At 40.6% G+C, this 21,091-nt stretch carries 22 protein-coding genes; 2 read left to right on the top strand and 20 right to left on the bottom strand.

Translation table 11 applies throughout. The features are described 5' to 3' along the window. Window positions 1–40: 40 nt before the first annotated feature. From C6N34_RS02055 to C6N34_RS01975, 17 genes are all read right to left on the bottom strand, one after another. Window positions 41–757 carry a transaldolase gene (locus tag C6N34_RS02055; RefSeq protein WP_115539330.1) on the bottom strand — a complete coding sequence of 239 codons (717 nt, stop codon included), beginning with the start codon at window positions 755–757 and terminating at the stop codon, window positions 41–43. Then, the gene (locus tag C6N34_RS02050) at window positions 744–1,301 is read right to left on the bottom strand and encodes a D-glycero-alpha-D-manno-heptose-1,7-bisphosphate 7-phosphatase (RefSeq protein ID WP_115539329.1); all 558 of its coding nucleotides are present in this window, start codon (window positions 1,299–1,301) and stop codon (window positions 744–746) included. The genes C6N34_RS02055 and C6N34_RS02050 overlap by 14 nt, the downstream gene beginning before the upstream one ends. After that, the gene (locus C6N34_RS02045; RefSeq protein WP_115539328.1) at window positions 1,298–1,897 is read right to left on the bottom strand and encodes an SIS domain-containing protein; all 600 of its coding nucleotides are present in this window, start codon (window positions 1,895–1,897) and stop codon (window positions 1,298–1,300) included. The genes C6N34_RS02050 and C6N34_RS02045 overlap by 4 nt, the downstream gene beginning before the upstream one ends. A 14-nt stretch (window positions 1,898–1,911) precedes the next feature. After that, a complete protein-coding gene (locus C6N34_RS02040; RefSeq protein ID WP_115539327.1) occupies window positions 1,912–2,610 on the bottom strand; it encodes a nucleotidyltransferase family protein in 699 nt (232 codons plus the stop codon). Next, a complete protein-coding gene (locus tag C6N34_RS02035; protein ID WP_115539326.1) occupies window positions 2,610–3,593 on the bottom strand; it encodes a GHMP family kinase ATP-binding protein in 984 nt (327 codons plus the stop codon). The genes C6N34_RS02040 and C6N34_RS02035 overlap by 1 nt, the downstream gene beginning before the upstream one ends. After that, window positions 3,590–4,345: an FkbM family methyltransferase gene (locus tag C6N34_RS02030; RefSeq protein WP_115539325.1), complete on the bottom strand. Its 756-nt coding sequence runs from the start codon at window positions 4,343–4,345 to the stop codon at window positions 3,590–3,592. The genes C6N34_RS02035 and C6N34_RS02030 overlap by 4 nt, the downstream gene beginning before the upstream one ends. Then, window positions 4,335–5,321, bottom strand: a complete 987-nt coding sequence (locus C6N34_RS02025; protein WP_115539324.1) for a Gfo/Idh/MocA family protein — start codon at window positions 5,319–5,321, stop codon at window positions 4,335–4,337. Before C6N34_RS02025 ends, C6N34_RS02030 begins: the two co-directional genes overlap by 11 nt. Before the next feature lie 128 nt (window positions 5,322–5,449). Then, on the bottom strand, window positions 5,450–6,109 hold the full coding sequence (locus tag C6N34_RS02020) for a class I SAM-dependent methyltransferase (protein ID WP_236107298.1): 660 nt from the start codon (window positions 6,107–6,109) through the stop codon (window positions 5,450–5,452). Between the two features lie 322 nt (window positions 6,110–6,431). Next, window positions 6,432–7,289: an SDR family NAD(P)-dependent oxidoreductase gene (locus tag C6N34_RS02015; protein ID WP_115539322.1), complete on the bottom strand. Its 858-nt coding sequence runs from the start codon at window positions 7,287–7,289 to the stop codon at window positions 6,432–6,434. Then, complete coding sequence (locus tag C6N34_RS02010) at window positions 7,286–8,245, bottom strand: NAD-dependent epimerase/dehydratase family protein (protein ID WP_115539321.1); 960 nt, start codon at window positions 8,243–8,245, stop codon at window positions 7,286–7,288. Before C6N34_RS02010 ends, C6N34_RS02015 begins: the two co-directional genes overlap by 4 nt. 187 nt (window positions 8,246–8,432) lie before the next feature. Then, window positions 8,433–9,326: an alpha-1,2-fucosyltransferase gene (locus tag C6N34_RS02005; RefSeq protein WP_115539320.1), complete on the bottom strand. Its 894-nt coding sequence runs from the start codon at window positions 9,324–9,326 to the stop codon at window positions 8,433–8,435. 102 nt (window positions 9,327–9,428) lie between these two features. Continuing rightward, window positions 9,429–10,487: an NAD-dependent epimerase/dehydratase family protein gene (locus tag C6N34_RS02000; protein WP_115539319.1), complete on the bottom strand. Its 1,059-nt coding sequence runs from the start codon at window positions 10,485–10,487 to the stop codon at window positions 9,429–9,431. Window positions 10,488–10,638: 151 nt separating this feature from the next. Then, window positions 10,639–11,913 carry a hypothetical protein gene (locus C6N34_RS01995; RefSeq protein ID WP_115539318.1) on the bottom strand — a complete coding sequence of 425 codons (1,275 nt, stop codon included), beginning with the start codon at window positions 11,911–11,913 and terminating at the stop codon, window positions 10,639–10,641. Window positions 11,914–11,987: 74 nt separating this feature from the next. Continuing rightward, on the bottom strand, window positions 11,988–13,448 hold the full coding sequence (locus C6N34_RS01990) for an oligosaccharide flippase family protein (protein WP_115539317.1): 1,461 nt from the start codon (window positions 13,446–13,448) through the stop codon (window positions 11,988–11,990). A gap of 137 nt (window positions 13,449–13,585) precedes the next feature. Next, the gene (locus tag C6N34_RS01985; protein ID WP_161808589.1) at window positions 13,586–14,287 is read right to left on the bottom strand and encodes a DUF268 domain-containing protein; all 702 of its coding nucleotides are present in this window, start codon (window positions 14,285–14,287) and stop codon (window positions 13,586–13,588) included. A gap of 707 nt (window positions 14,288–14,994) precedes the next feature. Continuing rightward, on the bottom strand, window positions 14,995–15,867 hold the full coding sequence (locus C6N34_RS01980) for a Uma2 family endonuclease (protein ID WP_236107296.1): 873 nt from the start codon (window positions 15,865–15,867) through the stop codon (window positions 14,995–14,997). A gap of 154 nt (window positions 15,868–16,021) precedes the next feature. Beyond that, a complete protein-coding gene (locus C6N34_RS01975; protein ID WP_181884036.1) occupies window positions 16,022–16,177 on the bottom strand; it encodes a hypothetical protein in 156 nt (51 codons plus the stop codon). A gap of 489 nt (window positions 16,178–16,666) precedes the next feature. On the opposite strand from C6N34_RS01975, the gene C6N34_RS17175 reads away from it, so the two are divergent. Then, window positions 16,667–16,825 carry an HNH endonuclease signature motif containing protein gene (locus tag C6N34_RS17175; protein ID WP_072149051.1) on the top strand — a complete coding sequence of 53 codons (159 nt, stop codon included), beginning with the start codon at window positions 16,667–16,669 and terminating at the stop codon, window positions 16,823–16,825. A 757-nt stretch (window positions 16,826–17,582) separates the two neighbouring features. Here the strand turns inward: C6N34_RS17175 and C6N34_RS01970 are convergent. Continuing rightward, complete coding sequence (locus C6N34_RS01970) at window positions 17,583–18,476, bottom strand: Uma2 family endonuclease (protein WP_236107295.1); 894 nt, start codon at window positions 18,474–18,476, stop codon at window positions 17,583–17,585. Window positions 18,477–18,630: 154 nt separating this feature from the next. Further along, on the bottom strand, window positions 18,631–18,786 hold the full coding sequence (locus C6N34_RS01965) for a hypothetical protein (RefSeq protein WP_181884036.1): 156 nt from the start codon (window positions 18,784–18,786) through the stop codon (window positions 18,631–18,633). Window positions 18,787–19,275: 489 nt separating this feature from the next. Here C6N34_RS01965 and C6N34_RS17170 point away from each other — a divergent pair, with 489 nt between their 5' ends. Further along, window positions 19,276–19,434 carry an HNH endonuclease signature motif containing protein gene (locus tag C6N34_RS17170; RefSeq protein ID WP_072149051.1) on the top strand — a complete coding sequence of 53 codons (159 nt, stop codon included), beginning with the start codon at window positions 19,276–19,278 and terminating at the stop codon, window positions 19,432–19,434. 757 nt (window positions 19,435–20,191) lie between these two features. On the opposite strand, the gene C6N34_RS01960 is transcribed toward C6N34_RS17170, so the two are convergent. Then, on the bottom strand, window positions 20,192–21,085 hold the full coding sequence (locus tag C6N34_RS01960; protein ID WP_236107293.1) for a Uma2 family endonuclease: 894 nt from the start codon (window positions 21,083–21,085) through the stop codon (window positions 20,192–20,194). Between the last annotated feature and the right edge of the window lie 6 nt (window positions 21,086–21,091).

The raw sequence follows: 21,091 nt of genomic DNA, 5'->3' as shown, positions 1-21,091 counted from the left end.
TATGGTTTATTGATTGAACAGCTCTTCCTAGATAGTTTTATTAGAGAGTGTAACCGGCTTTTAAAGCATCATCATAAAACATTTTGACTGTATCTAAAGAAAAGAGTTGCAAATCATATCCGACAAGTGTCAATTTTTTCAGTATATCATTCGTGACTGTAATTACATGACAACCTATGGCATCGGCCTGGAATATATTGAGTAGCTCTCTGGGACTGGCCCATATTAACTCAGCCTGGGGGGTCATCTTTAACAATTCTATAGCTGCTGCCATAATTGGCAACGGGTCACGACCTGTATCAGCAATTCTGCCGGCAAAGATTGAAACATAGCTAGGTACGTGAGGGTTGAGAGCGGAAATAACATCACGAACCTGTGTCAGTGACATAAGTGCAGTGACATTCAACTTAACGCCTTTGTCAGACAATTTGGCGACAAGTTCATAACTGGGTTCAGCTCTTGTATTTGTAATCGGTATTTTAACGTAAACATTATCAGCCCAACTAGAAATCTCAAGAGCTTGTCGCTCCATTTCCTCAAATTCATCGGAGAATACTTCAAAAGAAAGTGGTTTATCTTTTATGGAAAGAAGAATGTCTTTGCAGAAACTTTTGTAGTCGGTAATTCCCGCCTTTCTCATTAGGGTAGGATTGGTTGTAAGTCCTTTGATATAGGATTTTTCATACATTTCCAACATTCCCGCTTTATCCGCTCCATCGGCAAATATCTTGGTCTGTAGTTCGTCAATCCTTTTCATCAAATTTCTCCGGAGTTTTCAGAATTATTCTAGCAGCTTCAAAAAGGGAACTGACCCTGAAGTCAAAACGATCAGGTTGTTTTTCTTCGTAACCATAGTCAATAAATATGGTTCTACACCCAGCTCCATACCCAGCTTCTATGTCTCTCCAACGATCTCCCACCATAAAGCTAGAGGTCAGACAGATGTCGTGTCTTGTCGCAGCTGAGAATAGTGAACCCGCCTTTGGCTTCCGACAGTCACAATTGTCAGAATCATCATGGAAGCAGGTACAAAACTCATCTATTGGTAAACTACTAGCCAATCTAGAATTAATTGCATCTACAAACTCTCTTTTAGTTTTACCTCTAGCCACATCTGGTTGATTAGTGACTACAATAAGAAGAAAGCCCTCTCTTTTTAGAGAACTTAATGCTTCATCAACACCGGGTAGAATCTCAAGCTCATCGATGGTAGAAGGGGGATAGGGTTTTCCCTGCTTGACTAGGGCCCTATTAATCACACCATCTCGGTCGAGAAATACGGCTTTATGTGCTTGATTCACTTAACGGTTGATTCCCACTTTGTTTGATTAGCTTTGAGTTTGGGATGGGATACCAGCAAATGCCAGATAACTGCCTGGAACGCTTCAGAATGGGGAGTAATAGTATCTGGATTTACTGTGGGAATAATAACACAGGCATCCGCTACTTTTGCAGTATAGCCACCATCCCGACCAACAACACCCGTAATTTTGGCACCTACTGTCTCCGCATATTTCAGTGCTTCCACGAGATTGGGACTAATGTTTTTTTCCAGATTACCCCCTCCCACGGAAAATACGAAAATACAGTCTTTTGTCTTCAACTTGCTGGTTTTTAGCCACTCGACAAAGATTGTTGCCCAGCCCTCATCATTCACTCGTGCTGTTAATTCGGAAACATTATCTGTGGGCGCGTATGATTCAATGCCAACTATTTTACGAAAGTCGTTAACCGCATGAGAACAATTACCTGCACTGCCACCAACACCAAGAAAGAATATTCTGCCTTCTTCTGCTTTGACAGATGCTAAAATGTCAGCTACTTGTTCAACAGTATTAAAATCTATCTTTTCAAGAATGCGTGTAGCTTCTTCTAAATGTTGTTGTGCGTAGGTCATGGTGTTGTTATCTCCTAAAGTTTTCTTAAAAAGTAAGTCTCAGTTTCTTGAAGACCCACAGTGGATCCTATTTCATAAAAACGCTCGTGAACTTGGTATCCCAGTAGATTTCCTTCCGTAGAAAGAGAATGGTATACATCTGCCAGATCAAAGGGCTGAGCTATGGGATATTTATCCAGAACGGATCTAGACAAGATGCCCAGTCCATAGTCAATAAACTCCATGTCCGTACGATATATACTCTTATTGTACTCTTCTAGAGTTCCATTGCGAAAAATAACATTACTCTTGTCCCACTGATTGGCATTACGTAGAATGGTCATCAAGGCTGGTTTATTACAACTTAGGAAAAAATTTTCCACCGCTGAAAAATCTATAGGCAAAAAACTGTCACCATATAGAACAAAAAATTCATCTCCGAGGAGAGGTAAGGCTTGTTTTAAAGCGCCTCCGGTTCCTAAAAGCACTGAGCCATCGAGAGAGTAATTAACACTTAGACCGAAATTTTCCCCGTTTCCTACCACTTCTTGGATCATCTCTCCCAGATAACCAATACACAGGACAACTTTCTCTAGTCCCTGTTCACGCAGGTAATTTAACTGGTGACAAATAAAAGGCTTACCAGCAACGGGAACAAGAGACTTGGGAATTTTTTCAGTAATTGGACGTAGCCTAGTGGCCAATCCACCTGCAAGAATAGCTACTGGAAGCATCAGGATGTCAACACCACTTTGGTGCCCTCAAAATCAAAACCGAACCTAACTTCTTCTAGTCCAGCATTTGTCATGGCGTGACGTAGCTTATTGCGATCGCTTGCCATAAACATCAGAAATCCGCCGCCACCAGCGCCAACCAACTTGCCACCTATGGCACCATTATTCATGGCCAATTGGTACCACTCATCAATTTGAGGGTTACTCATTCCCCCGGAGCGTTTCTTTTTATGTTCCCAGTGTTCATGCATTAGTTGCCCAAAAAGGTAGGTATCACCCGACTCAAGAGCTGCTTTACTACGATATCCTAAATCCTTTACGTAATGTAGATTAGCCAGCATATCGCTATCACTTTTTTGGGTGCGCTCCTTTTGGTCTTTGAGAATGCCACTAGCACTACGAGAAAAGCCCGTAAAAAACAATAGCAAGTTATCTTCCAGGTCAAACATCGTATCCATACTGATTGCCAGAGGGTTAGCTGTCACCTGATCATCTTTATGAAAAGTAAAACAGGTAATACCACCGATAGCAGCTGCATACTGGTCTTGTTTGCCAATGGGTTCGCCCAAACGGTCAATCTCAATATGACAGGCTAGTTCTGCCAGTTCTTCTTGATGTAGATGGCATCTGCGATGGGTGTATAGAGCTTTGAGTAGGGCTGTAGTAAAACTACCAGAGGATCCTAATCCTGTTCCAGCAGGGATATCCGCCAAAGTGGTAATCTCCACCTGGGGGGTTTTTAGGTCAAGGATATGGAGACATTCTCTGATAATGGGATGCTTCACCTCAGCGATCTCATTCACATGTTCCAGCTGGGAGTACTTAAGAAAGATTCCCTCTGTAAAGGGACGCATAACAGTGACATAAACGTATTTATCAATCGCTGCAGCAATTAAAAACCCTTCGTGGTCACGGTAGTAGGAAGGAAGGTCAGTACCTCCACCACCGAGAGTAATGCGTAATGGACTACGGGCAATAATCATAGTAAGGATCTATTTCTTGCAATAAAATTAGTTGTTGAATAAAATTCATCAATTTCACGGTATTTACTTATTTTTTCTGAACCGAATGGCGTTATTCTATATATTTCATAATTGTGTTCTTTAAAGAAATAAAAGAAGTCTTGAAAGGTAGTGTGGGTATCTAAATTACATCCACCAAACTCAAATTGAATGAGTTCAGTAGCCCAGATTGCGGATCCGAATCCTCTTAAAGCATCTAACTCATGTCCTTCAATATCTAGCTTTACTAGATTTATTCTTTTCCGATTCAGTTGATTGATCCAGTAATTTTCAAAGCAAATAGTCTGGATCTGCTCCGAAAAGTCAAAGCTAATATCAAAGTGATCCAATCGTCGCTTCGATAGACTAGCAATTCCAGATCCCTGTTCATTAGAATACAACAAGAAACTTCCCTCACAGTTAGAAACCCCAACGGGATTCAAAATAACCAATGGATCGCCTTTAAATCGTTGACTTAACTTGTTTACATTGACAATAGATGGTTCAAAAATATGAACTTCTGCCTGCTTGAACCCTTTACGCAACTGGTATGTGTAGTCGCCTATATTGCCGCCAATATCAATCATGAGTAATTCACGTTGTAAGGACTGCATCAGTTTTTTTGCAACAGCAATCTCCTGGCGAATACTTCTACTGCCATAACCCTTACCCTGAGCAAAGGCCGATAATTTCTCAAGGATATATGCAGATTTATAAAGCAGGTTAAAAATCATAGTTAGAGATCCTATAAATATGTTGAATGACCTTAAGTGATTCGTAAGCATCCTGAAGTCCAGCATCCACTGATCGATTCAAAAGAATATCGTCATAAAATTCAGCTAACTCAATTGCCCAAGAATTATCGGTCATCGGATATTCCCAGGTGGTAGTTTCAGGGGGACCCATCTCAGGTAACATTTTGTACCAGGTCAGTCGTTCTACACCATAGCTACCACCCAACCCAGAAATCTCTAACTTGCCATCACGTCCATAGATCTCCATGGAAAATAGATTCTTCCACTCAGTGCACGAAGCATGGAGAAAGGCAGTCTGGTGGTTAGCAGTCTTGAGCAACATAAATCCATTGTCATCCACCGGCATATCCCAGTAGTAAGTATGAGCAAATCCCTGAACTTCTACAAATTCTTGAGATAAGAACCAACGGGATAGATCGATTAAGTGAGGGCCTTGATCAATCAATTCCCCTCCCCCCGACAATTCTGGTCTGGACCGCCACTCCTTGTCATAGCCAACTCGACCACCATGACCATAACGGGCTCTAATAAACATTAAATCTCCTAGAACACCATCATCAACCAACTGCTTGGCCTTACGCATGGCTCGGTGATATCGGTGATTAAAGCCTACACGCACCTTGACATCTATTTGATTAGCTGCTGCCATAACCGGTTCTAATTCTCTTGTGTGGCGAGCAGCGGGTTTTTCTACCAGTACATGCTTACCAGACTGGATGGCAGCCAGGGTAATTGCAGCCAAGGAGTCGTGGAGGGTGGACACCACCACCGCATCAACCTCGGGGAGTGCAAGGAGATCGTGGTAATTATCAAATGCCTTGGACTGGGTGCCCGCTAGGGATTGGGCACGGTTTAGATCGATGTCCGCACAGGCCACAAGGCGACTGCCTTCGCCTAGGGATTTGGCGCGTTTTTGCCCAATCAGTCCACAACCAATTATTCCAATATTTAACATGCTGTTGTACTACTGATTTAGTATACAAGTGTTTATCATACCAATAATATAAAAAACACCACAACAACGGATTTCTAAAGTTTACAGGTTTTATTTCATCCCCTGTCCAACGTCCGAATTAGAGGATCTCACTTAATTGCCCAGTCAAACCGACGCCGGAAAAATGCTACCTCGCTGGCCTTAAAAATATGTGAGTAGAACAACTTCTCCATAGTTGTTTTAGGATAACCTTTCGATAACTTGATCCCCAACTTTCTCATTAATTTATAGCCCGCATTATTTTTGGTATAGAAACTGTATATATCAACCCTACCAGAAAATCCAGTTTCTTTGAGGTATCTATCCATAATGCCTCGAGTAAAAAAGTGTATATGAGCGTCAGGTATATTCATATAGCTCCAATTCTTACCTTGTAAGCGAGTCTCTGCGTAATTACCCGTTGTATAACAAAAAATTCCACCCGGACGAAGTAGTCTAAATACATCTATAAGAAATTTTCTTGGTGAATAAACGTGCTCAATTACCTCGTTAGCAACAACAACATCCACCTTACCATGCAGATGTTCAAGCTCCTCTGAATCAAGTTCTCCAAGAATGCAATTGATACCATTATTTCGAGCTATATTTATAGAGTCAGGAGATAGGTCTGTCATAATTGAGTTGAAGTGGCGGTCATTTGCCGCTTTACAAATAAGACCCGCACCTCCACCAGCTTCGATTAGTATTTTTCTATCTTCAGGTGAATGATGTACTTGCTCAAAGTACGAAGATATAGCATCTAAAAGCATTTCAGAATCATTTGCCTTGGTTGACCCTTCAGCAGAAAAGACCGGATCGCACCCTTCTCCATAATAGTATTCCGTGGTGTATATCAAATGGGTCAATGAGGGGTGCGGTCTAGGATTAGTGTATACTAAGCCACAATTACTACACTGAACGATACTGAAGTCTATTGGCAAAGCGGAACCTTTCTTAACATATCTCGTTTTAGGCTGATTAGCTCCGCAGAGATCGCAGTTTACGTATTCAAGCAAATAGGGAAAGCTATTCTCCGACATATTTACAATTACCTCATTTCTTAGATTGTCCTTGGAACTGATATAAAAGCATTTATTTATCCCCCCAGGTCATACCACGGTCTCGTCCAACAATACGCCGCAAGGTGTAAACATCTGTTTTACTCAACTCGTCAAGATACAAAGGCCAATCTTCCCAGCGATCCCAGACTGCACTAATTAACTTACCTGTAATACCTTTACTATCTTCAGAGGCGAGAAATAAAGCCAGGTCAGCTACCCTATCCATTGATGCTCCACCCTCCACAAGGACCTTGCTGGCAAGATCAAACTCACGCTCACCAGACAATTGAGTGCCCTTTTCTAATATTTCCGCCAATAAAGCCGTCTTCATGGCACCAGGTGCAATACAGTTAACTCTAATACTTATTCCTCGTGTTTCCTCTGCAAGGGTTTCACTAAAACGAACTAGAGCCGCCTTAGCCGTTGCGTATGCTGAAAAATTGGGACGCGGGCCAGTTGCGCCTCCGCCAGAAAGATTAATTATTACCCCGCCACCAGTTTGCTCCATAAGCGGAACTGCTATTTGACAAAGGGCCACAGGAGCGAAGAGATTTACTTGTATGGTTTTTTGCCAGTCAACAGTATTGTTAACCCAACTCTGACCAATTGGACCATGGGTTCCGGCGTTATTAATGAGCACATTTAAACGTGACAGGTTGTTATAAATTTCAGATCTTAAACGTTCAATAGACTCAGAAATACTCAGATCACAACCATAAATGTCACAATTTTGACTGGGCCTAGGCGGTAAAGAAGATCTTACCTTTTGTAATTCTTCGTAACTTCTAGCGATGAGATAGAGACTGTAATTGGACTCCCAAAACCGATGAGCCAAGACCTTGCCCAAACCTCTCGAAGCTCCAGTAATTAAGGCAACCTTAGAGTTCATTTGCGAACCTCAAATACCCATTCGTTAGCTCTCAGGTATTGAACAGTTTTGATCACACCTTCTCGGATGGTCAACTTAGGTTCCCACCCCAGTGCTTGAATCTTACTCACATCAAGATGGATGAAGGGATTGTCACCAATCCAACCGCGATCGCCCCCTGAATATTCCAATTGGGGATTAACGCCCAACTCCTGGCAAATCCAGCCAATGGAGTTATTTACCTGGCAATAGTCATCAACCCCTAGATTAAATATATTAACCCGATTAGAAGCACGCTCTATAGCTAACAGTATAGCATCTAGACAGTCTTGGATATAGAGATAAGACTTACGTTGAGTGCCATTTCCCAACACAGCTAAACGTGTTGGATCGGCTTTTAGTTGCTTATAAAAGTCGAAAACATGCCCATGAGTATACCGTTCACCCAGGATAGAAACAAAACGAAAAATCCAGGATTGAAAGCCAAACCCCTCACAGTAGGCGGCAATCAACCCCTCTCCAGCCAGTTTAGAAGCTCCATAAAGGGAGGTTTGAATGGGAAAGGGCGCATCTTCTGGGGTGGGAATGACAGGTGCTTCGCCATACACAGACCCGGTGGAAGAAAAGGCAATGTGTTGAATACCATTCTGTCTCATAGCTTCAAGGACATTATAAGTAGCAATGGTATTTTGCTCAAGGTCACGACGGGGATGATTAGTTCCGAAACGCACATCAGCATTGGCTGCCAGATGAAACACCATTTCGCACCCCTCCATGGCATTAGTAAGGACAGTTTGGTCCAGCAAATCGCCGCGAACTAAGTTGAAGTTAGCATTTTTAGAAGCCAATGCCAAAAAACGTTCTTGGCCAGTGGAAAAGTTATCATAACCAGTAACTTTAGTACCTAAGCTTAGTAAGCGATCAGTGAGATTACTGCCGATAAAACCAGCACACCCAGTAATGAAAACTTTTTTCATACAATTTACAATGCCTATGTTTGGTAATGTATTATATGGGAGAATACCGCTGAAAATAAAAGTAGTAGCACGGATAAATATGTTGAAAATATGTTGAATGACCTTAAGTGATTCGTAGGCATCCTGAAGTCCAGCTTACAGTTATTACACTGCACCAGTATATTGCATATTACACTGGTTTGAGAATCTAAAAAAGATTCCAATGTTTAGGTATAGCATCTGAATTGATGAAATTGTCCGCAGCAAAAACGATTTGACTTCCCTGAATATAAAACTTCTGACTTAACCAGGCTCCCCACCAGTAAAATGTACTGTTAGTAAATATATGGTGCTTACATTGTGTCAAAAGCCACATTCTCTCCATACTACCAACATATCCATCATCATGGGTGACAAAAATGGTATTTTCAGGTAAGGCTAGTTCTTGCAGCAGAGGGGAGCGATGGGTGCAAAATACAAAAAATTTAGCCCCATTGCATAATTCTCTCAACTTTAGAATAGCTTGATTGATTTCAAAATGACTCTTTAACTCACCACTGCTTGAATGAGATCCAGGATTTTTACTTTCCTCATATAGCCTGATTCCTAAAGCCACAGACTCAGTTTGTCTTAAGAGTTTGCCAAGTTCCAAAAAATGCTTTTCCATTGGTTCAGGGGGCATTAATTCTCTGGCAATTGAATCAGAATGTTTCTGGAAATATAAAGGACTTTGCCAGTAGCCGTTTAACCAACAGTTTTGGGATATTTTGGTTTCTTCAATCTCTGGTATATATTCACCACCTACTTCATTGATTAGCAGACCATAGAACTGTTGTTGAAAGACTTTTGGTAATCTTGGGAAGAACTTAGACTTTAGTTCGTAAAACCAAAAAGGAAACTTTTCGGTTAGGTTGGCGGGGCGGCCTACTATGGAAAAAGTACCAAGTTCATATTGTCGGTGATACTTGTAATCGAATGTAAATCCGGACCAGTTGTCTATTACAAGTTCTGAAGAATTTTTAAGAGAAATAGATCTGGCAAAGGCATACTGGAACATTTGATTTCCCAGACCTCCCTTCAGAAGGACTACTGTTTTTTTCATGACTGAGTATTGATGACTCCTAAATTTTGTAAATCAGAGAAAATTTTTCTCGAATGCGCGGGTTAGGATAAATAAAATTATTAAGAAACTATTATTTAGTGTTCATTGTTCCAGCAACCGGGATTTCCAGGAGTCAACTATCTCGGCAAAAATCTGGGCAAGAGGAATTGTGATAGCCCAGTTGGGATAGTCTGCTTGCATCTTTGTCAAATCGCTATAATAACAAATGTGATCCCCTTCACGATTTTTGTCTATGTATTCATAGTGCATTGGTTTACCCGAAAGGGAAGACACCATATCAAAAGCCTCTAAAATTGAGCAGGTATTGTTTCTACCACCACCAAGGTTGTAGACTTCTCCTGAACGGGGACTTCTAATAAATTCATCAATAAACCTAGCTACATCTAATGAATGAATATTATCTCTAACCTGTTTACCTTTATAGCCAAATACATTGTACACGCGTCCTTCTAAGTTACATTTGACTAAATAACTTAGAAACCCATGTAGCTCTACTCCAGAGTGATTTGGACCAGTTAAACACCCCCCACGCAAGCAGCACGTGTTCATATTGAAGTAACGACCATACTCTTGGACCATTACATCAGCAGCAACTTTGGATGCTCCAAACAATGAGTGCTTTGACTGATCAATACGGAAAGTTTCCGGAATGCCTTCTTGATAACACGGGTCGGCATAATTCCAACGAGTATCAAGTTCAATTAAAGGAATCTCGTTAGGAGCATCTCCGTACACCTTATTGGTTGACATATGAATAAAGGGAACTTCGGAGCAAAATTGGCGTGCTGCTTCTAAAAGATTCAACGTACCTACAGCATTAGTATCAAAATCATCAAAAGGAATTGCAGCCGCTCGATCATGGGATGGTTGTGCAGCAGTGTGAACAATAGCATCCGGACGCAAATCGCATAGTAAATTTAACACTCCTTGGCGATCGCGAATGTCCAATTCGTGATGGGTGAATCTATCAATAGAAGACTGTAAGCGGTGTTGATTCCAACGAGTATCCCCCTGGGGTCCAAAAAAGATAGCTCTTTGATTATTGTCAACACCATGTATTTCCCAACCCGAGTTGGCGAAATAAATACAAACCTCGGAACCAATTAAACCTGAAGAACCGGTAACTAGTAGTTTAGTCATTTTGAAAGAGTGAGACTTTGTAGTGTTAGTAACTAAAGTGTTTTAGCCAGCTTTGCAGAATTAGGGTGTTGGAAGAATGAGGGATGAAATAAATCTGAAGTCATTTTAATTAAAAAAATCTCATGATTCAGTAATGCCAATACTTTCTCTTTCACAGCCAATCCATGAAAACAGGTAGTGAAACGTCTTGATAGAAACTTTTTTGAGAAAAAAGTAGGTTCCCTACTATCACTAAAACACCAATCAAAACCGATATCGTCACTAGCATTTTCCTGGTGGAGGAATTTTGACAAGTGAACAAAGCAAAAGTAAATGGTGTAATGGGAATAAAGTACCGAAATGTAAATCCAGGACTCACAACTACAATGAACATAGATAATAGTGCAAAAATAAGGAATGCATTGGGACTATCATTATTTGGCGAGGAAAGAATTTCTTCCCCGGATTCTGATGAATTTTCAGAATTATTGTAGTTGTTCTTGTTGAAGAACGTTAAAATCAAACTCAGGTTAATTGGGAAATACGCAACTGCCAAAAAACTATATCCTACATCAAGGAGTTCAAAAAAACTGAATGGCCTGACAATGAAACCAAAAAATAACAGGATTGTTTTGGCTATGAAGGCAGGATATTGCATTATTGGATCAAGACTATATTTAGCGAGAGTTGCAGCTAAATCGTAAATACTGGAACTGGTGAAGCTAGACAAGCCTTGATCTACTTGTTGAGCGTAAATTTCGTTGATAGCCGGAATTGATATGGACACAAAGTAAAACACAAGTACCCATGTTGCCACTAGTCTAGTTTTTTTAAACCTAAAAATCTTGTAAATCAAACTAACATAAAGGAGAATTGATACAATTGGTCGAATAAACAAAGGTATGGAAGCTAAAGTAAATAGTGCAACTAGCTTGATTATTTTTGCCACCAACTTTCCTTTATTGTTTGATCTCCTCTCCTCATTCCTATAACCATAAAAGCATGAATACCAAAAGAGTAGGTTTATGAACAGTAAAATGCTTTCTTTGTTAGGTCCAATTGCACTAATTAGTAAGTATGGATTGAATACAATAGCAAATCTCGCATAATTTACGGAATTCTCTGAAATACTAGCAAAAACGGGTCTACATAGCCAAACAGATAAAAAAAGTAATGATGAGTTGAATAAAAAAAAGCCAAATGCACCCAAGAAACTATTATAAATAAATTGATTAAAGAGATTGTATGAGAATGCAGAAAACTCTTCAAGTTCCCTGTTTTCTAGCGCCCTTAATTCATAGGTATAACCATCGGGAACATAAATACCAGTCAAGGGTATGTAACCGTGTTTGGACAAATACTGAATATATAAAGTTAACAACAGCAAAGCAAACAACAAAAAGTACCAAACGGTATCTGATTTTCTGAAAAATCTGTATGTATACATGAATAATGAAAATAGTGATTGCTTTTCGCTATGACTGGCAAATCCGGTAACTTTATGGTTGTTGATTGACGGATTTATCTTCCTAAACTCCTAATAATTGTAGGAATACGGATATTATTTTGGAAAGCAAACCAGGTCAGAACCACACAGCACTGCAAGACTAGTAAAAATGAGAAAATGGAGTGAGGGAAATAAAATATGTAATTCATGGCAAATGTCATGAAAAACAAAAACATTGGAAAAGCCATATAAGTAAAAGTTAACCTATAACTAATACCGAATTTCTCGGCAGATTTAAAAGTGCAAATGGTCATTATGTTGTAGCCAAAATTTCCAATAATTGATCCCACTAAACCATATCCTAGCGATCCTAGATATATTAGTAGTATAGATGAAAACCCACCTATAAACAATATTGATGCCAAATATCTAACATCTTGACTCATAAAAACATAGTAGCCGGTGTTACAAAGAGACTGTATGGTGGTTATCAGTGCCAATGCTTGAAGACAAAACAATGCAGTATTGTACTCACTACCCTTCAATCCAATCGCATAACTAATAACAAGTGGGGAGAAAATTAAAACAAGTGATCCAGACCAAACCGCCATACAGCTATTTATTTGGATGACCTGTCTAAACTTATTTTGGAGAGCATGCAAGGAGGTAGAGTCTAGTGCAAGGCGACTAACCACAGGTAAAAATGGTTGAATTGGCTGCGCTACAAGGAAATTTATTCCAGATGCAACATCACTTACTATGGCATAAATGGCCAGAGACTCTGGACCTAAGACCGAACCCACGACAATTCTATCACCACGTGTAAATAAGATTCCTCCAATCGTCATTAACCACATTGCTAAATTGTAGCGAAAAATTTGGGTAGCTCTTTGGTTGTTCCATAGAAATTGTAGATTGTGATCTTTAGTCAAAGCTCTAACCACATAAATGTGCCAACCTAGAACAATTAAAGTCACAACCAGTTGCCAGGTGGCAAGTGTAACCGAACCTCCACCTAAATGGGCGGAAATAATCCATCCAACACTCAATGATCCAAATTGTACAGTTTTTAAAAAACTCAGTAGTTTATACTCATGGTATGCCTGTTCAATTCCTATAAACACCTGTTGTAATAGCTGGCACAAAACCGAAAAACAACCTATCTGTAAAGCTCGAATACTGTTGTGCTGCTGTGTAGAACTTAGCCCAGGAAAGTAATTGATAACTATTCCTGCGGTTGAATACAGGAATACAGATGCTAAAATTGCTAAAACTAGCATCCAGGTCAGCGAAATGGTTATGGTCTCAGATATCTTTAGGTCATCTTTATCAGCAATATCTCTGGAAAGAAAGACGGTAATTGCATTAGATAGTCCCCCCTCTACCACTGTTAGGAAAGCTAACACTGACGAGATAAGAGCCCAAATACCATATTCTTCCAAACCCATTAAACGGGACAGAACCGGTCCCGTAATTATACCAGCTACTGCACGCAGCGAAGCTCCTATTATATTATAGGCTCCATTTTTTAACATTCTTTCAGTCGGACACCATGTTAGTATATTTTAGATTCTGATGTTGTTAAATTAAACAATTTGTGTTACTTTGCTTTTCAATGTTAAGTTCCGCTTGTATTTTATAATAACCTTAGGGAATGTAGTGTTTTGATGTTCTACTTCTTTTTCAACTCGTATAGTCCACACCCATACAACATGGTGGGAACAAATGATGTATCAACGTTCTCATATAAAGTGTTTGTATCATCTATGTATGAAAATGACACTAAGTCATAGTCACTAGTAGTTAAATTTAGTATAGTGGTTACGGAAAAAATGCGGTGTCCGTTGAACTCTATTCTTTCTTTTCCTGTGGGAACTGATAACAACAACGTCCCACCTGATTTTAGCATCTTAGTTAAAGACTTAAGTCCTTTAATATGTCCCTCGGGATCAATCGGATCCCCGTAGCGACCTAAACCAAAGTGTTCCAGGGCATGAAGACAAGAAAGTGAATCACATACGCTGCCAGGCACTTTTTGAAATTCCATCAGATTAACTTGCCTAAAGGTCATTCCCTTCACAGAAGAGGTCATTTTTCTCACATCTAGCACTTCGACCGTACGAAACGTGAGTAAATGCGCTACAAAACCATCAATTCGAGATCCTACATCAATGTGATTCTCTGGTTTATTCTCGTAGACCTTTCTAGCTGCCCATAGATCTTGATGGAAATAATGGCGACTGATACTACCAGCAAAATCACGTCTATCAGTTAAATAGGGAAACAATCGAATCTTAACTGGACTTTTGCTTCTTATCGAAAATGAAGTGAGTTGATAAATATAAAGTGGTAATTCTAAGATGGAAACTACCATTTTAATTGGGTTGTATCCAAACTCTCCCAAAACATGAAACAGGATTTTTGCTGTGTATAGGAGCCTTGCTTTTAACATTATAGGTTTTGTTGCGTGGACCATATTAGGATTTCTTGTGAACTATTGTTTTAGGGTAGGCTTATGTTAGTTTTATTTATATATAATATATAAATTGGGAATTAATTGGATGGATAGGGCGATCAGCTAGGCTAAAATTGAGACAGAGAATCCTTACTAATCGACTCTTGTAGCTACTTGGGTTTACGAGTCTGGTTGGTACGAACCGAGATCATGTAGACCGTCAAAGCTCAGTACCTTATTGTTTACTTGATATTTTATTCGTATGTGGCGGGGTTATTTAACCCGTGAAAACATAATATCAGGTTTTTCGTATAAGTCAAGGAGTGCGGTTCAGGGCGATTGCGAAGCACTCCCATAGGGATCTCGCTACATTCTTTAGTAACCTCTGGTAAATTGAATAAAACTTTTGCATCAGGATGAAATCCAGTTTTCTAATTTAAGGGTGGAGATTCAGCTATATCGTTCGATTACACATCTAAAGGTAACTCCGCACCCACATTATAACCCTGACTGGGCAAGATCAGCAAACCTTGCCACGGACGACTTACTTCGTACTGCTTTAAGTAGAGAAAAATCTCAGGTTGAGAAGACCCTTCTCACGGGGGTATTCCGGTCCAGGTAGTAGTTTATTCGAGTGTGCTGATATCAATACCCTTAGCTTTTAATTGTGCTAGTAAGGTTTGATACTTTAGTTGTTCCTGCTCTCTAAGCAGTTTTTCCCGTTCTGCACGTTGAGTTTCTTGCTCTTTCAGAAATCTTTCTTGTTCTTTAAGCAGTCTTTCCTTTTCTGCACGCCGAGTTTCCTGCTCTTTCAGAAATCTTTCTTGTTCTTTAAGCAGTCTTTCCCGTTCTGCACGTTGATTTTCTTGTTCTGCATAATTGCTCAACTCTACAGGACTAAGAAACCTACCACCATCTGGATAATAGATGACTAATTCATCTCCCATCATATCAAACCGTACATTCATTCTTGGACTAGTCCAAACACTAAAATCCTTAATCTCTTTAAATGAATTATTTTCCCTAATAGATACTTCTAAACTAATTCTATCTGGGTCATACACATAATACTCTTCTACTCCATGTTTCAGATAAAACAGCTTTTTTTTGTCCATTTCATCTTGAGTATTACCAGGAGATAAAATTTCAAACACCACCTGGGGAGGAATATTATCCTCCTCCCACTGTCGATAAGACCCCCGGTGTCCCTTGGGTCTCCCAAACACCACCATGGTATCGGGAGCTAGTTTAATTTTGTTACTACCCTTCACTGGATACCAAAATAAGTCCCCAGCTACAAACACATCCGCATTACACTTAAATAGTATTTCTAAATTCTCCTTGATTTTGACAATCCATGTGAATTGCCTAGTATTATCCGCCATGGGTTCACCATCACTTTCTGGGTAGACAATTTCAGGGACGATTGTCTCCCCAACCTGATTAATGTTAGATTTTATCACCCCCAGTTGAGTTTTGGGTGGAACTTGCCTCACCATATCTATACCTCCCATTCACTTTGGTATTGACTCAATCGGTTTAATTTACTATTACATAGCTTCTTATCAGTCCCAAACCCCCATGTACCTGGAAATTCAGAAAAAACCGTCGGTAGAAATTCTCCTGTCGTTACCTATCTTCCCACTCTCCTCCTCATTCGTTCCTAACAACTGTAACAAGGTCAAATTGGGACTCAGGTTTTGCCTTTCCCTCAAATCCGTTAGATAAAGCCGCGTTACTCTTCGTTCGCTGTCTTTCCTCTCTTCCTTTTTCTCTCCCACGCCGTTCTCCCTCTTGTAGGGCCTCCATCCGAATCTCTTGGTAAAAACGAGACTTGCAACTGCATAATCATCTCCTTGGTCAAGTCTGGGAACTTATTTGCTAGTATAGTCTCTATCAAACTTAACCGCTGCTCAAACTGTGGGTAATTATTGATTGTAGTCTAAAATTGAGACAAAGACCCCTTACCACTCGACTCTTGTAGTTACTTGGGTGGATGAGTCTGGTTGGTACGAACCGAGATCATGTAGACCGTCAAAGTTCAGCACCTTATTGTTTACTTGATATTTTATTCGTATGTGGCAGGGTTATTTAACCCGTGAAAATATAATATCAGGTTTTTCCTATAAGTCAAGGGGTGCGGTTAAGGGGGATTGGGAAGCACTCCCTGTGGGAGATCGCCAATGAATTACCCGTGACGGAATTCCTTATCAAACCCTCGAAAAAGAAAGTGTTAGCTCTCTGTAAGAGACTAGGGGTGGAAGTCAAAAATCTAAACGGTCGAGAGCAAAATGTCCCATCTGCGGTGAACCACTACTCAATGGAGATGGAATCGAAACCCACCACATAGTACCTGTTGCAAAAGGTGGTCTGGACGACATAGAAAACCTGAAGTATTTGCACTCAGTCTCTCATAAACAGGCACACTCAAAACCCAAGTTGAAAGGCTTGAAGTAAGGCTTGAGCCGGAGGAAACTGTCAAGTCCGGTTCTTAGGGGAGGGAAGGATAGTGATGTCCAACCCTTACCCGACTGGTTTTGTCGTGGGTAATCGTAGGTTGGGTTGAGGCACGAAACCCAACAGACCAACGGGATATGGCTCCGTACCCGACTGGTTTTGTCGTGGGTAATCGTAGGTTGGGTTGAGGCACGAAACCCAACAGACCAACGGGATATGGCTCCGTTTCTGCATTTTGCAACAGTTCCTTGCAATTCTTCTAGTCTTGCGAGTCTTTGTTTAAGTTGTTTTTCTAAATAGATTTTAGCATCTTTACCATCTTTACCTGCAATTGTCAAAGGCGACAAACTCAGCAGCTAGGCTGTCGGTGTTGGTGATATCGCGCTTGAACTGATGGCGATCGCTCTTGGTTAAAAGATATTGGTCAAGGCAATCTTCCAGAGTGGTTATGCTACCTGAATATATTTCAAGAGGTTTTTAGGCTGGGGTAGAGGTTGGTTATTTTCTTGATAAAGCTGAAGATAACTGTCAATCACTTGCTGACCATGTTTGGCTGCTTCCTCATAAGTATTCCCGTGGGTGTGGATGTCTTGAAAAGGGAAGTCAGGGAGGTGGACTACTAAATTTAATAAAACTTTTGCATCAGGATGAAATCCAGTTTTCTAATTTAAGGAAGGTAACTTTGCACCCACATTATAACCCTGACTGGGCAAAATCAGCAACCCTTCTCACGGGGGTATCCGGTCCAGGTAATAGTTTATTCGAGTGTGCTGATATCAATACCCTTAGCTTTTAATTGTGCTAGTAAGGTTTGATACTTTAGTTGTTCCTGCTCTTTAAGCAGTCTTTCCTGTTCTGCACGTTGAGTTTCCTGCTCTTTCAGAAATCTTTCTTGTTCTTTAAGCAGTTTTTCCCGTTCTGCACGTTGAGTTTCCTGCTCTTTAAGCAGTTTTTCCCGTTCTGCACGCTGAGTTTCCTGCTCTTTAAGCAGTTTTTCCCGTTCTGCACGTTGATTTTCTTGTTCTGCATAATTGCTCAACTCTACAGGACTAAGAAACCTACCACCATCTGGATAATAGATGACTAATTCATCTCCCGTCATATCAAACCGTACATTCAGTCTTGGACTAGTCCAAACACTAAAATCCTTAATCTCTTTAAATGAATTGTTTTCCCTAATAGATACTTCTAGACTAATTCTATCTGGGTCATACACATAATACTCTTCTACTCCATGTTTCAGATAAAACAGCTTTTTTTTGTCCATTTCATCTTGAGTATTACCAGGAGATAAAATTTCAAACACCACCTGGGGAGGAATATTATCCTCCTCCCACTGTCGATAAGACCCCCGGTGTCCCTTGGGTCTCCCAAACACCACCATGGTATCGGGAGCTAGTTTAATTTTGTTACTACCCTTCACTGGATACCAAAATAAGTCCCCAGCTACAAACACATCCGCATTACACTTAAATAGTATTTCTAAATTCTCCTTGATTTTGACAATCCATGTGAATTGCCTAGTATTATCCGCCATGGGTTCACCATCACTTTCTGGGTAGACAATTTCAGGGACGATTGTCTCCCCAACCTGATTAATGTTAGATTTTATCACCCCCAGTTGAGTTTTGGGTGGAACTTGCCTCACCATATCTATACCTCCCATTCACTTTGGTATTGACTCAATCGGTTTAATTTACTATTACATAGCTTCTTATCAGTCCCAAACCCCCATGTACCTGGAAATTCAGAAAAAACCGTCGGTAGAAATTCTCCTGTCGTTACCTATCTTCCCACTCTCCTCCTCATTCGTTCCTAACAACTGTAACAAGGTCAAATTGGGACTCAGGTTTTGCCTTTCCCTCAAATCCGTTAGATAAAGCCGCGTTACTCTTCGTTCGCTGTCTTTCCTCTCTTCCTTTTTCTCTCCCACGCCGTTCTCCCTCTTGTAGGGCCTCCATCCGAATCTCTTGGTAAAAACGAGACTTGCAACTGCATAATCATCTCCTTGGTCAAGTCTGGGAACTTATTTGCTAGTATAGTCTCTATCAAACTTAACCGCTGCTCAAACTGTGGGTAATTATTGATTGTAGTCTAAAATTGAGACAAAGACCCCTTACCACTCGACTCTTGTAGTTACTTGGGTGGATGAGTCTGGTTGGTACGAACCGAGATCATGTAGACCGTCAAAGTTCAGCACCTTATTGTTTACTTGATATTTTATTCGTATGTGGCAGGGTTATTTAACCCGTGAAAATATAATATCAGGTTTTTCCTATAAGTCAAGGGGTGCGGTTAAGGGGGATTGGGAAGCACTCCCTGTGGGAGATCGCCAATGAATTACCCGTGACGGAATTCCTTATCAAACCCTCGAAAAAGAAAGTGTTAGCTCTCTGTAAGAGACTAGGGGTGGAAGTCAAAAATCTAAACGGTCGAGAGCAAAATGTCCCATCTGCGGTGAACCACTACTCAATGGAGATGGAATCGAAACCCACCACATAGTACCTGTTGCAAAAGGTGGTCTGGACGACATAGAAAACCTGAAGTATTTGCACTCAGTCTCTCATAAACAGGCACACTCAAAACCCAAGTTGAAAGGCTTGAAGTAAGGCTTGAGCCGGAGGAAACTGTCAAGTCCGGTTCTTAGGGGAGGGAAGGATAGTGATGTCCAACCCTTACCCGACTGGTTTTGTCGTGGGTAATCGTAGGTTGGGTTGAGGCACGAAACCCAACAGACCAACGGGATATGGCTCCGTACCCGACTGGTTTTGTCGTGGGTAATCGTAGGTTGGGTTGAGGCACGAAACCCAACAGACCAACGGGATATGGCTCCGTTTCTGCATTTTGCAACAGTTCCTTGCAATTCTTCTAGTCTTGCGAGTCTTTGTTTAAGTTGTTTTTCTAAATAGATTTTAGCATCTTTACCATCTTTACCTGCAATTGTCAAAGGCGACAAACTCAGCAGCTAGGCTGTCGGTGTTGGTGATATCGCGCTTGAACTGATGGCGATCGCTCTTGGTTAAAAGATATTGGTCAAGGCAATCTTCCAGAGTGGTTATGCTACCTGAATATATTTCAAGAGGTTTTTAGGCTGGGGTAGAGGTTGGTTATTTTCTTGATAAAGCTGAAGATAACTGTCAATCACTTGCTGACCATGTTTGGCTGCTTCCTCATAAGTATTCCCGTGGGTGTGGATGTCTTGAAAAGGGAAGTCAGGGAGGTGGACTACTAAATTTAATAAAACTTTTGCATCAGGATGAAATCCAGTTTTCTAATTTAAGGAAGGTAACTTTGCACCCACATTATAACCCTGACTGGGCAAAATCAGCAACCCTTCTCACGGGGGTATCCGGTCCAGGTAATAGTTTATTCGAGTGTGCTGATATCAATACCCTTAGCTTTTAATTGTGCTAGTAAGGTTTGATACTTTAGTTGTTCCTGCTCTTTAAGCAGTCTTTCCTGTTCTGCACGTTGAGTTTCCTGCTCTTTCAGAAATCTTTCTTGTTCTTTAAGCAGTTTTTCCCGTTCTGCACGTTGAGTTTCCTGCTCTTTAAGCAGTTTTTCCCGTTCTGCACGCTGAGTTTCCTGCTCTTTAAGCAGTTTTTCCCGTTCTGCACGTTGATTTTCTTGTTCTGCATAATTGCTCAACTCTACAGGACTAAGAAACCTACCACCATCTGGATAATAGATGACTAATTCATCTCCCGTCATATCAAACCGTACATTCAGTCTTGGACTAGTCCAAACACTAAAATCCTTAATCTCTTTAAATGAATTGTTTTCCCTAATAGATACTTCTAGACTAATCCTATCTGGGTCATACACATAATACTCTTCTACTCCATGTTTCAGATAAAACAGCTTTTTTTTGTCCATTTCATCTTGACTATTACCAGGAGATAAAATTTCAAACACCACCTGGGGAGGAATATTATCTTCTTCCCACTGTCGATAAGACCCCCGGTGTGCCTTGGGTCTCCCAAACACCACCATGGTATCGGGAGCTAGTTTAATTTTGTTACTACCCTTCACTGGATACCAAAATAAGTCCCCAGCTACAAACACATCCGCATTATACTTAAATAGTATTTCTAAATTCTCCTTTATTTTGACAATCCATGTGAATTGCCTAGTATTATCCGCCATGGGTTCACCATCACTTTCTGGGTAGACAATTTCAGACGCGATCGTCTCCCCAAGCTGATTTTTATTGGATTTTACCACCCCCAGTTGAGTTTTTGGTGGAACTTGCCTCACCATATCTAT

The organism is Cylindrospermopsis raciborskii Cr2010 (genome assembly GCF_003367075.2).
GTDB classification, from domain to species: domain Bacteria; phylum Cyanobacteriota; class Cyanobacteriia; order Cyanobacteriales; family Nostocaceae; genus Raphidiopsis; species Raphidiopsis raciborskii.
This window is presented reverse-complemented; position numbering and strand designations above follow the sequence as displayed.